At 38.9% G+C, this 14,726-nt stretch carries 14 protein-coding genes; 12 read left to right on the plus strand and 2 right to left on the minus strand.

The annotated features are described in order from the left end of the window. The 7 genes from ACFSR0_RS01245 to ACFSR0_RS01275 form a co-directional block, all read left to right on the plus strand. The coding region (locus ACFSR0_RS01245; RefSeq protein ID WP_379979146.1) for a zinc ribbon domain-containing protein at positions 1-120 on the plus strand (120 nt) is incomplete at its 5' end. Between the two features lie 198 nt (positions 121-318). Beyond that, positions 319-1,218, plus strand: a complete 900-nt coding sequence (locus ACFSR0_RS01250) for a deoxyribonuclease IV (RefSeq protein ID WP_379979098.1) — start codon at positions 319-321, stop codon at positions 1,216-1,218. 70 nt (positions 1,219-1,288) lie between these two features. Then, on the plus strand, positions 1,289-2,194 hold the full coding sequence (locus ACFSR0_RS01255) for an ABC transporter ATP-binding protein (RefSeq protein WP_379979100.1): 906 nt from the start codon (positions 1,289-1,291) through the stop codon (positions 2,192-2,194). Further along, positions 2,194-3,012 (plus strand): ABC transporter permease, encoded by an 819-nt coding sequence (locus ACFSR0_RS01260; protein ID WP_379979102.1) that lies wholly within the window; start codon positions 2,194-2,196, stop codon positions 3,010-3,012. Before ACFSR0_RS01255 ends, ACFSR0_RS01260 begins: the two co-directional genes overlap by 1 nt. Before the next feature lie 124 nt (positions 3,013-3,136). Then, positions 3,137-3,343 carry a YneF family protein gene (locus ACFSR0_RS01265; RefSeq protein WP_379979104.1) on the plus strand — a complete coding sequence of 69 codons (207 nt, stop codon included), beginning with the start codon at positions 3,137-3,139 and terminating at the stop codon, positions 3,341-3,343. Positions 3,344-3,510: 167 nt separating this feature from the next. Then, positions 3,511-5,265: an ABC transporter ATP-binding protein gene (locus tag ACFSR0_RS01270; protein ID WP_379979106.1), complete on the plus strand. Its 1,755-nt coding sequence runs from the start codon at positions 3,511-3,513 to the stop codon at positions 5,263-5,265. Beyond that, entirely contained in the window at positions 5,265-7,043 is a 1,779-nt protein-coding gene (locus ACFSR0_RS01275; RefSeq protein WP_379979108.1) for an ABC transporter ATP-binding protein, read from the plus strand. Before ACFSR0_RS01270 ends, ACFSR0_RS01275 begins: the two co-directional genes overlap by 1 nt. A gap of 112 nt (positions 7,044-7,155) precedes the next feature. Here the strand turns inward: ACFSR0_RS01275 and ACFSR0_RS01280 are convergent, their stop codons facing one another. Both ACFSR0_RS01280 and ACFSR0_RS01285 read right to left on the minus strand, forming a co-directional pair. After that, positions 7,156-7,638 carry a glutathione peroxidase gene (locus tag ACFSR0_RS01280; RefSeq protein ID WP_379979110.1) on the minus strand — a complete coding sequence of 161 codons (483 nt, stop codon included), beginning with the start codon at positions 7,636-7,638 and terminating at the stop codon, positions 7,156-7,158. A 35-nt stretch (positions 7,639-7,673) separates the two neighbouring features. After that, positions 7,674-9,053, minus strand: a complete 1,380-nt coding sequence (locus ACFSR0_RS01285) for an MATE family efflux transporter (protein ID WP_379979112.1) — start codon at positions 9,051-9,053, stop codon at positions 7,674-7,676. A 170-nt stretch (positions 9,054-9,223) separates the two neighbouring features. Between ACFSR0_RS01285 and trxB the strand changes: the two genes are divergently transcribed. The 5 genes from trxB to thrB all read left to right on the plus strand — a co-directional run bounded on the left by trxB (position 9,224) and on the right by thrB (position 14,635). Beyond that, on the plus strand, positions 9,224-10,150 hold the full coding sequence (trxB, locus tag ACFSR0_RS01290) for a thioredoxin-disulfide reductase (protein WP_379979114.1): 927 nt from the start codon (positions 9,224-9,226) through the stop codon (positions 10,148-10,150). A 111-nt stretch (positions 10,151-10,261) separates the two neighbouring features. After that, entirely contained in the window at positions 10,262-11,992 is a 1,731-nt protein-coding gene (locus ACFSR0_RS01295) for a phospho-sugar mutase (RefSeq protein WP_379979116.1), read from the plus strand. A 46-nt stretch (positions 11,993-12,038) separates the two neighbouring features. After that, complete coding sequence (locus ACFSR0_RS01300; protein ID WP_379979118.1) at positions 12,039-12,332, plus strand: ArsR/SmtB family transcription factor; 294 nt, start codon at positions 12,039-12,041, stop codon at positions 12,330-12,332. Positions 12,333-12,458: 126 nt separating this feature from the next. Then, positions 12,459-13,730 carry a homoserine dehydrogenase gene (locus ACFSR0_RS01305; RefSeq protein ID WP_379979120.1) on the plus strand — a complete coding sequence of 424 codons (1,272 nt, stop codon included), beginning with the start codon at positions 12,459-12,461 and terminating at the stop codon, positions 13,728-13,730. 23 nt (positions 13,731-13,753) lie between these two features. Then, the gene (gene thrB / locus ACFSR0_RS01310) at positions 13,754-14,635 is read left to right on the plus strand and encodes a homoserine kinase (protein ID WP_379979122.1); all 882 of its coding nucleotides are present in this window, start codon (positions 13,754-13,756) and stop codon (positions 14,633-14,635) included. Positions 14,636-14,726 lie beyond the last annotated feature (91 nt).

Here is a 14,726-nt window from a genome sequence, read left to right on the forward strand (position 1 = left end):
TGTGGACATAAAAAAGTAGACTTAAAACTGTCTGATCGCACCTATCACTGTGAAGAATGCGGGTATACAGCGGATAGAGATTATAATGCAAGTCTTAATTTAGCGAGTTACAGTGCTTAATCTACGAGCTTCTACTTAAACAGAAACGTAGATAGGTAGGATTCGTTGTATCCGAATTAACGCCTGTGGAATGTTATAGCAAACGAGAGTAGCGAGCAAGTGGCAAAATCGGACACGTAGAAACAGGAAATAAACATAAATCTGACAATTTTTATAGTTGGTTAGAAATATTTATAGATTTTTGGCAACGGAAAGAAGATGTTAATTGGTTCTCATGTATCAATGAGTGGGAAAAAAATGTTTCTTCAGTCAGCAGAAGAAGCAGCGAGTTATGATGCATCGACATTTATGATTTATACGGGTGCTCCTCAAAATACCAGAAGAAAGCCCATTGAAGACCTGAATATTGAGGCAGGTAAGGCGTTTATGGCAAGTCATGGACTCAGTAATCTGGTTGTCCATGCCCCGTATATTATTAATTTAGGAAATACAACCAAACCTCAAAATTTTGGATTTGCAGTGAATTTCTTAAGAGAAGAAATCTTGCGAGCCACTGCACTAGGTGCGCTACAAATTACGTTACATCCTGGTGCGCATGTAGGTGCTGGGGTGGATGCGGGTCTGGCTCAAATTATTAAAGGGCTAAATGAAGTGCTTGAAAAAGATCAGGTACCACAAATCGCTCTAGAGACCATGGCTGGTAAAGGAACAGAGCTTGGAAAAACCTTCGAAGAATTGGCAACAATCATTGATGGAGTAACCTTGAATGAAAAATTATCAGTGACCTTCGATACGTGTCATACGAATGATGCTGGTTATAACATCAAAGAAGATTTTGATGGTGTACTAGAAGAATTTGATCGCATCATTGGTTTGGATCGACTAAAAGTGATTCATGTGAATGATTCGAAAAATCCCCAAGGCTCCCACAAGGATCGTCATGCCAATATTGGTTTTGGTACGATTGGTTTCGAAGCCTTAAACCATGTTGTTCATCATCCTAAATTAGAAAACTTACCAAAAATTTTGGAGACCCCTTATGTAGGTGAAGAGAAGAAAAATAAAAAACCACCGTATAAGTATGAAATCGCCATGTTAAAAAAACAGGTTTTTGATCCACAACTTTTGGAGAAGATTGCAATGAACGAACAATATTGAAAGCTTGTGCATTCGCACTTGCTTTTTTTTTGGCGTTTGATACGCTAATAACAAAGAAAGTGGGGAGTTTATGGAGACAATCTTAAAAGTGAATAATGTATCAAAGAAAATTGGATCGAAAACGATTATCGATGAAGTTAGTTTTGACGTTCCAAAAGGGAAGATTGTTGGTCTCCTGGGTCCAAACGGTGCTGGGAAAACGACGCTCATCCGAATGATTGTCGGTTTAATGAAAATGTCAAATGGTGAAATTACCATTGCAAACTATTCCTTAAAGGAACACTACCGTGAGGCAATTTCTGAAGTTGGAGCAATTGTTGAAAATCCTGAGTTTTACAATTATATGAGCGGAATGGATAATTTACTTCAATATGCGCGGATGTCTAGAAAACATGTCACCCCGGAGGAAATTCTAGCAATCATTAAACAAGTTCATCTAGAAGCTCATTTCAATCAAAAAGTAAAAACCTATTCTTTGGGAATGAGACAACGTCTAGGTGTAGCCCAAGCATTAATTCATCAGCCTTCGTTACTTGTGTTAGATGAACCCATGAATGGATTGGATCCAATGGGAATGAAAGAATTTCGTGAAATGTTGCGCGACTTAAAAAATAAGGGAATATCAGTAATTTTATCAAGCCATCAATTGAGCGATATTGAGCTGGTTGCGGACGAACTTGTCATTGTCCAGCATGGGAAAATCACCCATCAGGTTACAATGGATGAAATCAAAAATCAACAATTGGTGATGGTCGTTGAGTGTCAAAAAATAGATGAATTAACACAGTATCTCACTCAACAATCCTTGTCGTTTGAAAGAAGACAAGAGCAAGTATGGGTTTATTTGGAGCAAGATATCAGAGTCTCTCTTTTAAAAGACTTAGTGAATCAAGATTTAAATGTCCTAGCTTTCTATCCTAAGGTTTCCTCATTGGAAGATGTATTTTTAGCTTGGACAGAAGAAGGAGGCTTATAATGAGTGCATTAATCACCAACGAGTGGCTAAAACTCGCTAAGAAAAAAACGACAGGGTTTTTATTTCTCTTTTTAGTTGTGGCAACTTTTGGAGTCACTTTATTAATGAAACTAGCAAAAGTAACGATGACTGCACCACAAAGTTTTGCACAATTGTCGGGCATGAGTTCGTTTTTAAACTTGGTGATTGTCATTTTGACTGCATCCATTGTTGCAGAGGAATTTACAAAAGGAACCATCAAATTTTTGTTAATTCGACCATTTTCCAGAAGTCAAATTTTGCTTTCTAAATGGATTACCTGTATCTTGTATGCCTTATTCGGCACATTCATTTTGTGGATGAGTAGTTTTTTAGCTAGTTATTTATTTTTGAAAAATGGCTCATTTACAACGGGATTAACTGAATTTGGTGGCTGGAACGCCATCGAGGTTTCTCTTTTATATGGAGCAACGAATTTATTGATGTTGGTTTTTTATAGTTCTGTCACGTTGTTCATTTCAGCTGTCATTCGTTCGCAGTCATTGGCAGTCGGTTTGGGAATTGGGGTCCTCTTCGGATCGTCTATGATGAACGTGTTACTTTTTACGTTGATGGAAAAACAAAACTGGTTGCGTTGGAACCCCTTTAATTTATTAAATATCCGCGAAGCTATCCCAGATTTTATCCAAATGCTACAAGGAAACAAAGCTTGGACAAGCGCTTCTACAAACTATCTAGTAAATTATTGGCAAATGGGCTTAGGGCTTCTTCTATTCAGTACAGTTATTTATCTGATCACCAATTGGTTGTTCGCTAAACGTGATGTAGCATTAAGTTAAAGACCTATGGCAAAAGGAAAAGAGAACCTTCTTTAAAATTTTGCCATTTGTCTTTTTTTTTTAGGTCACTTCTAGTAAAATGAATGATTGAGAGCAGATTGTATAGAAAGGAGTTCGTTTGATTATGATGTATGTAATCGTTGCAATTATTGCATTAGCAGTTGGCGCTATCGGTGGTTTCTTTTATGCGCGAAAATATATGAAAGATTACTTGAAGAAAAATCCTCCTGTGAATGAGGAAATGTTGCGTTCACTAATGATGTCAATGGGGCAAAAACCTTCTGAAAAGAAGATTCGTCAAATGATGCAACAAATGAAAAATCAAAACTAGTTTTTGATTGGCTCATTGGTCAAAGAAAAAAATATCCAAACGATATAGAATGTGTCGTGCTTATTCTAATGAATTTGCGCCCAGGCCCTACTGGACCGTAGGAGCGAATTCTATATCGTTTGGGTATTTTCTTATTGCAAAAAAAGTACGTAGAAGGGAGAATCGCAGTGTCAATATTTAAAAAATTGGGTTGGTTTTTTCGACAAGAAAAAAAACATTACCTATTAGGAGTATTCTCATTAATTGTTGTGGCGATTGTCCAAGTATTGCCACCTAAAATGATTGGACTAATCATCGATGAAATAGATCAAAAGCAATTATCTGGCAGCAAAATTCTCCTCTGGGTTGCTTTGTTAACTCTTGCGGCCATCACTCAATACGGTTTTCGCTTTATCTGGCGCACCAATATTTGGGGGAGTGCAGCGAAATTGGAGCGGTCATTGCGAAGTCAGCTATTTCACCATTTTACAAAAATGGACCATCTTTTTTTTCAAACGCATCGGACAGGGGATTTAATGGCTCATGCCACCAATGACGTCAGTGCCGTTCAAAATGTTGCTGGTGCAGGAATTTTAACCTTTGCGGATTCCATGATTACCGGCATTTCAACTATTATTGCGATGGTGCTTTTTGTGGACTGGCGTTTAACCATTTTGGCCATGATTCCATTACCACTCTTAGCAGTAACTTCTCGTGTCTTGGGGTCAAAAATTCATGTTGCTTTCCGCGACGCTCAAGCAGCTTTTTCTGATATCAACGATAAAACCCAAGAAAGTATTACCGGTATCAAGGTAATCAAAACATTTGGGCAGGAAAAAGAGGACATTGCTGATTTTGAAGAAAAAATTGCTCATGTGATTAAAAAAAATCGACGAGTCAATCGTTATGATGCTCTTTTTGATCCATGTATCACTGCAATAATCGGGATTTCATACGGCTTAACGATTTTTCTGGGTGGCCACTATGTTATGGAAAAAACGATTACGGTGGGGCAGTTGGTTTCCTTTATTAGTTATATTGGGATGTTGGTTTGGCCAATGTTTGCCATTGGTCGTCTGTTTAATGTACTCGAACGCGGCAATGCGAGTTACGATCGTATCGAAGAGTTATTAGCAGAGGAAACCCATATTCTCGAAGATGAGCATGGACTAACTGAGCCAGCTCATGGGGATCTTGCTATCTCAATTGATTCCTTTGCTTATCCTGATTACCCTGAACAAACAATTTTGAGAAATATTCATCTGAAAGTTGAAGAGGGAAAAACACTAGGAATTGTTGGGAAAACAGGCTCAGGGAAGACCACCCTTTTAAAACTCTTTTTACGAGAATACGATAATTATCAAGGAACAATTTTCTTCGGTGCTCACGACATTAAAGAATATCGCTTGCAGGCGTTGTTATTATCCATTGGGTATGTACCACAGGATCATTTTTTATTTTCGATGACCATTCGGGATAACATTCGGTTTGCTGCACCTAAATCTACTCAGGAAAAAGTGGAAGAAGTCGCAAAAATTGCGGCAATTCACGAAGACATCGAAGCCTTTCCTGAAGGGTACGATACCCTTGTTGGTGAACGTGGCGTATCATTGTCTGGTGGCCAGAAGCAACGGATTTCCATTGCTCGTTCGCTTATGTTGGACCCGGAATTACTGATTTTGGATGATGCGTTATCAGCGGTGGATGCCAAGACAGAAGAGGAAATCTTACGTCATCTTCACACGCGTCCGAAGCGGCAAACAACAATGATCACCGCACACCGATTAAGTAGCGTCATGCATGCGGATGAGATTATTGTTATGGAGCAAGGAACAATCGCCGAACGTGGTACCCATGTGCAGTTACTACAAAAGCATGGTTGGTATGCACAGATGTGGAGCAAACAACAATTAGAGGCCAAAATTGAGCGAGGTGAACAATAATGCAAAAAAGCGAATGGTCAAAATCCTTGTCGCTGAAAGAACAATTTGCTATCATTCGACGCATGTTGCCATTTGCAAAACCATTTCGAATGACATTCATGATAGCAATCTTTTTTGCTTTGAGTGTGTCAATCGTCAATATTATGTTGCCGAAAATATTGCAGTATTTGATTGATCATTATTTGACTTCCTTTTCCGCTACTGGTCAAATTATTATTGGGTTTGGTTGTTTATACTTATTTGGAACATTGGTGAAATCAGTCATGTTGTTTTTTCAAAGCTACTTATATGCCAATGCTTCGATAAAAACCTTGAATTATGTCCGAACCACTCTCTTTAGAAAAATTCATACCTTGGGAATGCGTTATTTTGATCAAACACCGGCAGGATCGATTGTTTCGCGTGTCTCCAACGATACGGAATCGCTAAATGAGTTCTGGTACGTTTTTATGACCGTGATAACAGGGATTTTTGCAGTGGGTTCTTCTTTTCTTGCCATGCTTCAAATCAACAAGAAAATTGCTTTGGTTATGCTTATTTTTCTACCCATTCTGCTTTTCATCATTGGGTATTACCAAAAATATAGTTCTCGGATCTACCGTCAAATGCGGGAACGTTTAAGTGAATTAAATACAAAGTTAAATGAATCCATTTCAGGCATGGCGATTATTCAACAATTCCATCAAGAAAAACGATTAAATCAAGAATTTGATGAGACCAATCAATTATACCTGAAGAGCCGATTTGCGATGATTCGAACGAATTCATTGCTCTTAGCGCCCGTTATCAATCTTTTATATGCCTTGGCAGTCGCAATCGTCTTGAGCCTATTTGGAATGGATGCGTTACATAATCCAGTTGAAGTTGGCTTGATTTATGCATTTGTTACCTATGTTTCTGGCTTTTTTAATCCTATGACGCAAATGATGGACTCGTTAAGTGTCTTCTCAGATGGCATCGTTGCCAGTAGCCGTATTTTAAAAATTTTGGATCAGCAAGAATTAGCTCCAGCACCATTTCATGATGCCAGTGATACGATTTTGGCAGGAAAAGTCGAATTTCGCAATGTGACGTTTGCCTACAATGCTGGGCAGCCCGTTTTAAAAAATATTTCCTTTGTGGTTAATCCTGGTGAAACGATGGCATTCGTCGGACATACAGGTAGTGGAAAAAGCTCAATTATCAATAGCTTGATGCGTTTTTATGAAATTGAATCTGGGCAAATATTGATTGATGACCGGGATATTCGTTGCTACCCAATAAAAGAACTACGTCAAAAAATAGGACTAGTTTTGCAAGATGCCTTTCTTTTTTACGGAGACATTACCGATAACATTCGTTTACGTGACACAACTATCACGCAAGAACAAGTCGAACAAGCTGCGGCATTTGTCCAAGCAGACCAATTTATTGAAAAATTACCTGGAAAGTATCAAGCAAAAGTGATTGAACGAGGAGCAAGTTACTCCAGTGGACAACGACAATTGATTTCATTTGCTCGAACCATTGTAACCAATCCGAAAATCTTAATTTTAGATGAGGCAACGGCCAACATTGATACCGAAACAGAGACTGCCATTCAAGATGGACTCAAAAATATGCGCAAAAATCGTACGACCATTGCCATTGCTCACCGTTTATCTACGATTAAGGATGCAAATATGATTCTTGTTTTAGACAAAGGCGTGATTGTGGAGCGAGGGGATCACGAGGCACTGTTAGCCAGAAATGGTTTGTATGCCGATATGTACCGATTGCAAAGTGAGGATGCATCATAGACACTGGCAAAAAATGAAAGAGGAATAACAAAAATGCATCGCAGAGCAAACGCTTGGCTCTGACGATGCATTTTTACAGTCTATTAAAGTAAGATTGCTACTGAACGTTCACTTAACTCTTTTTTTCTAGTAGTTGTTCGATTGTGTCTTTTGCTTCGAGAGGCGATGTTTTAGGACTATACCGTTTAACGACATTGCCCGTTCGATCAACTAGGAATTTGGTAAAATTCCACTTAATATCTTTGGTCAAAAGACCTGGCTGTTGCTCCTTGAGATAAGTAAAAAGGGGATCAGCATTAGGACCGTTTACTTCTATTAAAGCGTGAATGGGAAAGGTCACTCCATAATTTAATTGACAACTTTCTTGTGCCGCTTTTCCATCAGTTAGTTCTTGGTGAAACTGGTTGGAAGGAAATCCCAAAACCACAAGACCATCCTCTTTGTACTCTTGGTAAAGCGATTCTAATTCTTTAAACTGTCCTCTTAATCCACATTTTGAAGCAGTATTGACAATTAGTAAGACACTGCCTTTGTATTTTTCAAGAGAATAGGTTTCTCCTGATGCTAAACGAACTTGGAATTGGTAGATTGACATAACGTATCTCCTCCTTTGTGACTATCGTACCGCTCTTAAGCTAAATCAACAATTGATTGGTCTTCAACCGTCACCACGGCTTTTGATTTCCAGACTCCAGAACGCCATCGAGCAATCATCAAGCAACTTCGCAAAAATTCGTCAATCGCATAGGCAATCCAAACGCCAACCAACCCAAAGCCAAACGAGATGGCCAAAAGATATGAAAACGGCAAACTAATCAGCCAAAGTACGATTAAACTACAAACAAGAGGGAATTTCACATCGCCACTGGCATTTAAAGAACCAACGAGTGTCATATTTATAGAACGAACAGCTTCTAAAATAATTTCAACTAAAAAGACTTCTTTCGCTATTTCAATCACTTCAGGATTGGTTGTAAAAATGCCCATGATTGGCTCGATAAAAAGATACGTTACTACACAGATAATGACGGAGGCGCCTATGCCAATGACCGTCGAACGCATGCCGCGCTTATAGGCCTGTTGAAATTCGCCAGCTCCTACATTGCGACCAATCATGATTTGATTTCCTTGACTGATGGCGGCTGCAATCAAATAGACAAATTGAGAGATAGCAGTAATATAGGATTTTGCAATTAAGACACTCGCTCCTAAAGAAGCCACAATCATCGTGACGACAACCTGTGCACCTTGATAGGAGAGCGATTCGCCAGAAGAAGGTAAGCCATAAGTCAAAATTTGTTTGATTCGTTCCCAAGAGAATTGCCTCAAAGAAATATCAAATAAAGAAAAGCGAATATGTTTTTTCAATAGGGAAAAAGCAATCAAAAGTCCGATGGTATTGCCAATCACACTCGACCAAGCCAAGCCACTCACACCGAAACTAGGCAATCCAAATGGACTGTACAAGGCCAAGTAATTTCCGACGACAGCCAAAATACTTGCAACCATTGGCACGAGTAATGCAGGCTGCGTAAATCCATGGGTTCGTAATATGGCAATAATTACGGCTGAAAGTGCAGAAATAAATAAACTTCCACCAAATATTTGCAAATAGTTTTTCCCAATTGTGATCAATTCAGGCTCTAAGTTCATAAAACGTAGCAATTGAGGCGAAAATAAAATGAACACGAGGCTGATTAGTAACCCAATTCCTAAAGCGCCAAACAAAGAAGTGTTGATGACTTGTTTAACGGATTCGCTTTTTTTTGCTCCTAAATACTGCGCAATCAATATTTGAGTACCAATCGTAACAAAGCCATAAATAAAAATGGATAGGTTTAATAGTTGGTTGGCTGCCCCAATTGATGCGACGGCAGGTTCTGAATAATGAGAAATCATCCACACGTTAATATTTCCAATTACTACTCGCAGAAAAAATTCAATAAATATAGGCCAACTTAAAAAAAGTAATTCTTTGTCAGAAGGCGTAAATAGTTTTGCTCTTGTCAAAAGTAAAAACCTCTCTTATATTTAATAGTTATAATGTCTAAGAAATTCTACCTGACTGCTGACTAAAGTCAATGATTATGAAAGAAATGTTATTTTTTTTAAGCAAATTAGTTGTCAGTTTTGCTACAAATAAGTAAAGTGAGAAACAGATAGTAAATGGAGGGAACAAAATGAACGATGTAATTATTATTGGTGCAGGTCCTGCAGGGATGACAGCAGCACTGTATGCTGCTCGAGCAAATTTAAAAGTGGTCATGATTGAAAGAGGCGCACCCGGCGGTCAAATGAACAATACAGCCGAAGTCGAAAATTATCCTGGTTTTGACTCTATCTTAGGACCAGAGCTGGCTTATAAAATGTATGAAAATGCAACAAAATTTGGTGCAGAAAATGCATACGGGATTGTCAAAGAAATCAAAGATGGTGGCTCCTATAAAGAAGTCATTACAGATGACAAAACGTATAAAGCAAAGACGGTTATTATTGCGACTGGCTGTGATCACCGTAAATTAGGTGTGCCGGGAGAAGACGACTATGCCGGTCGCGGAGTGTCTTATTGTGCGGTTTGTGACGGTGCTTTCTTCCGTGACAAGAAATTAGTTGTTGTAGGCGGTGGTGACTCGGCTGTTGAGGAAGCCATTTACCTTACACAATTTGCAAAAGAAGTGGTCATTATCCACCGTCGTGATCAATTAAGAGCGCAAAAAATTATTCAAAATCGAGCATTTGCCAATAAGAAGATTTCTTTTATTTGGGATTCTGTCGTTGAAGAAATTGAAGGCAATGAACGGGTCGTGGAATCAGTCAAAGTCAAAAATGTGAAAACAGGGGAAGAATCCAGTGTTGCAACGGATGGCGTCTTTATCTATGTGGGATTGGATCCTTTAACACAACCATTTGAATCTGCTGGAATTTTAAATGAACATGGTTGGATTGAAACAAATGATGAGATGGAAACCAAAATTCCTGGCGTATTCGCAGTTGGGGATGTTCGTGAAAAGAACTTGCGCCAAATTACTACCGCCGTGGGAGAAGGAAGTATTGCAGGGCAAAATGCTTTTACTTATATTGAAAATTTAGCAGACATTCACGTTTAATCGAATTGAAAAAGGTCACAATCATATTTATGATTGCGGCCTTTTTCTATCTAGGAGAGAATTCAAAAGAATGGTATAATTTAATTGATAAAATGAGAAAGGGTGTTTCATATGACTTGGCAAGATGTATATCAACAATGGAGTACTGAAGAAACATTAGAACCTACTTTAAAAGGTCAATTGCAAGAACTGGCAAAAGATCCCGTTGCTTTAGAAGATGCATTTTATGCCCCACTTGAATTTGGTACGGCAGGGATGAGAGGAATCTTAGGACCTGGTATCAATCGGATGAATATCTATACTGTTCGACAAGCAACAGAAGGTTTGGCTTTATTTATTGAAACACAAGACCCAGAAACGCGGAGAAGAGGTGTCGCGATTGCGTATGATTCTCGGCATTTTTCAGAAGCATTCGCAATGGAAGCAGCACGTACATTAGCAAAACATGACATTCCGGCCTATGTTTTCGAATCATTGCGTCCTACTCCAGAGTTATCATTTGCAGTAAGGTATTTGAAAGCATTTGCAGGTATTATGATTACTGCCTCCCATAATCCAGCTGCCTACAATGGATACAAGGTCTACGGGGAAGATGGAGGCCAAATGCCCCCACAAGATGCCGATGCATTAACGACCTTTGTACGGGGAATTGAAAATCCATTGGAAATTCCGATTTTATCTGAAGAAGAAGTTGAAACAAGTGGCTTAATTCATATTATTGGTGAAGAGGTTGACCGTGCGTACCTTGAAAATGTCAAAGAAGTTACCATTAATCCAGAGTTAGTCAAAGAAATGGGAAAAGATTTGAAGCTTGTTTATACCCCACTACATGGAACAGGAAGAATGTTGGGTGAAAGAGCTTTAAAACAAGCCGGCTTTGAAAAATATATCATCGAACCGCATCAAGGAATTCCCGATCCCGATTTTTCGACTGTAAAATCACCGAATCCAGAAGAGGCTGGTGCATTTGAATATGCAATCAAACTGGGAAAAGAAGAAAATGCTGATGTACTGATTGCAACCGATCCAGATGCCGATCGTCTTGGTGCAGCTGTTCGGATGCCAAATGGTGAGTATCAAGTATTGACAGGCAATCAAATCGGTGCCATTTTTATTCACTATATCTTGGAAGCTCATAAGCAAGCCAATACTTTACCAAAAAATGCCGTTGTCATCAAATCGATTGTATCAAGTGAATTGCCTACAGCTATTGCAAATCACTATGGTGTGAAGATGTTAAACGTGTTGACTGGCTTTAAATTTATCGCCGAAAAAATTCAACAATTCGAAGAAGATCACACACATACCTTTATGTTCGGCTTTGAAGAAAGTTATGGTTATTTAGTAAAATCATTTGTTCGAGATAAAGATGCCATCCAAGCTTTGGTTTTATTAGCAGAGGTAGCAGCCTATTATAAAAAAGCAGGCAAAACACTTTATGACGCACTGCAAGAAATATTTGAAACATATGGCTATTATAAAGAAAAAACGATTTCGGTTACTATGAGTGGACAAGAAGGCGCTGCTAAAATTGCGGCCTTAATGACACAATTCCGTAAAGAAGCACCAAGCCAATTCGCCGGTGTCAATGTTGTCGTAACGGAAGATTTCAAAGAACGAACAAAAACAAATCATCAAACCAAAATGACTGAAAAAATGACCACCCCATCTTCAAATGTACTGAAATACCTACTTGCTGATGGTAGTTGGATTGCGATTCGTCCTTCTGGAACAGAACCCAAAATTAAATTTTATATTGGGGTAAATGCTTCATCTCTTTCTGAGGCGGAAGAAAAGGTAGCCAATTTAGAAGCCGCAATTGATGAAATAACCAACGTATAGATGTATAATCTAATTCACAGCAACAAAAAGTGATAAGGAGAATTGGATGAAGACAGCCGTTGAAAAAGAATTTGATCGTGTAAGCCAAATATTTAAGTTATTGAGTGATGTGACACGACTAAAAATACTCTTGTTACTAGAAGAGGGAGAACTAAATGTTACGGCGATAGCTACTCATTTGGATATGGAACAGTCTGCTGTTTCGCATCAGTTAAAATTATTGCGAGAAAATCATATAGTGAAAAATCGGCGAGAAGGCAAGGCTATTCTTTATAGCCTTGATGATGCGCACGTTCTCACTATTTTGACAAAGACATTTGATCACGTTCGTCATAATTAAGCACCATGAAGAAAACTGGGGATTCTATCAAAAATCCCTAGTTTTTTTTTGTATAGTTTGGTATGCTAAATAAAATTATGAGAAAATGATGAAAGTTCTCAGAGAAACTTTCAGTTAGGAGAAGGTATGGAAGTCAAGAAGTTACGTATCGCTATGCTTGGACTAGGATCAGTTGGTAGTAAAGTTGTAGAATTGCTCGTAAAAAATACCGAAAGAATGTATCAAATGACGGGAGTAGAAATCGAGATTGTTTATGGGTTGGTTCGTTCATTTGATGAAGAAGACAAACAAAAACTAGCTAAGAAATTTCATTTTCAATTGACGGATTCATTAGACCATATTTTAAATGATGAAACGATTGATGTTGTTGTGGAACTAATTGGTCGCGTTCATCCTGCAAAAGAGTACATTGTGCGCGCTTTAGAAGCTAAAAAACATGTTGTGACAGCCAACAAGGATCTGTTGGCACAATATGCCGTCGAACTTTTGCCACTTGCCTATCAAAATGGCGTCACCCTTGGGTATGAAGCAAGCGTAGCTGGAGGAATCCCGATTGTTCATCCTTTAAAAACGCAATTTGCAACAGACCAGATTGAAAGTATTCGGGGAATATTGAATGGCACCACCAATTTTATATTAACCAAAATGCTTACGGAAGCGTTAAGCTACGAAGCTGCTTTAACTCTGGCACAAGAATTAGGTTTTGCTGAATCGGATCCAACCAATGATGTGGAAGGAATCGATGCCGCCTATAAGGTGATGATATTGGCTCAACTTGCCTTTCATAGCTATCCTAAATTTGAGGATGTTGACGTTAAAGGCCTGACAACAATCCAACCGAGCCAACTAGCTGTGGCTAAGGAATTTGGGTATAAAATAAAGCTATTAGGTGAAGTGCGCGCGTTAAAAGATCAACTTAGTTTACGAGTGACCCCGTGTCTGGTTGCTATGGACAATCCGTTGGCACAAATTGACAATGAAACCAATGCATTACTGATAAAGAGTACCCAAATTGGTGAGACGTTTATCAGTGGACCTGGCGCTGGAGCAGCACCAACAGCCACAAGTGTTTTAGCAGATCTTCAAGCGCTGATTCTAAAAAAAGAACTTGGCAGCAGCAATCAATACCCACAAGCTTTTTATGAAAATACGACTTATTCTTTTTTGAAGTCGGCACCCAAGGAAAAATTTGGCATCGTCATGAAAAAAGCCAAGGCAACCCAAAAATTTACGAATGATCAATTAGCAGATATCCAAAAAATTGGCCATACAACGTTTTTAGAAGAAAATTATGAATGGTTGGTAACCAATCCGTTATCATCTGAAGCATTAACGGCTTTACTAGAAAGTTTGACTAAAATGGGCACAGTGATTGGTTCTATCCCATTTATAGACTAGACAATGAAGGAGGAGAATAGACTATGATTATTCAGGTACCCGCAACCAGTGCAAATTTAGGTCCGGGTTTTGATTCTTGCGGGGTGGCCGTTTCTCGCTATCTAACGATTGAGGTAAAAGAACAACAAGAGGCATGGTACATTGAACATCAATTAGGTGAAAACATTCCCACTGATGAAACCAATTTATTGCTTACAACTGTGCGGAAAATTTGTCCGAGTCTGCAACCACATCGTCTGATAATGAAATCAGAAATTCCTTTAGCAAGAGGCTTGGGAAGTAGCTCGTCTGTCATTGTGGCAGGAATTGAATTAGCCAATCAGCTCGGCAAGCTCAAGCTTGACAACCAAATGAAGTTGGAATTGGCAACCGCAATTGAGGGGCATCCAGACAATGTTGCACCGGCAATTTTAGGAGATTTTGTTGTTTCAGCCTATTTTCCAGAACGTACGACACGGTCCGTTTTATCTGTCAAACAATCGTTTCCGACCTGTGGAGTCATTGCCTACATTCCCAAAGAAGAGCTACTAACCAAAACAAGCCGCAATGTTCTTCCTGAAGCGTTTCCATTTAAAGAGGCCGTTGAAGCAAGTGCAATTGCGAATGTGATGGTTGCAGCGATTGTAGCAGGTGATTTAGCTTTGGCAGGAGAAATGATGACAGCCGATAGATGGCATGAACCTTATCGTGATGTATTAGTTCCTCACTTAAAAAAATTAAAGCAAAACTGCTTGGCTTGGGGAGCGTATGCTTGTTTTTTAAGTGGAGCCGGACCAACCGTGTTAATCCTAACCCCGGTTGAACAGACGGATACCATTATCGAAAAACTGAATAAAATGAGCAACAACGAAGCAGAAATCATTCCATTAACCATTGACCGCCGAGGAATTAAAGTCAGCGAATAACACGAAAAAACGATTTTGGGAATCTATTCAAGAAGCCATTGTTTTCATGATGGCCAGTTGATAGAGACGAAAATCGGTTTTTTTTTAGATT

Origin of the sequence: Enterococcus camelliae (assembly GCF_042685105.1) — a bacterium.
Lineage (GTDB): Bacteria > Bacillota > Bacilli > Lactobacillales > Enterococcaceae > Enterococcus_G > Enterococcus_G camelliae.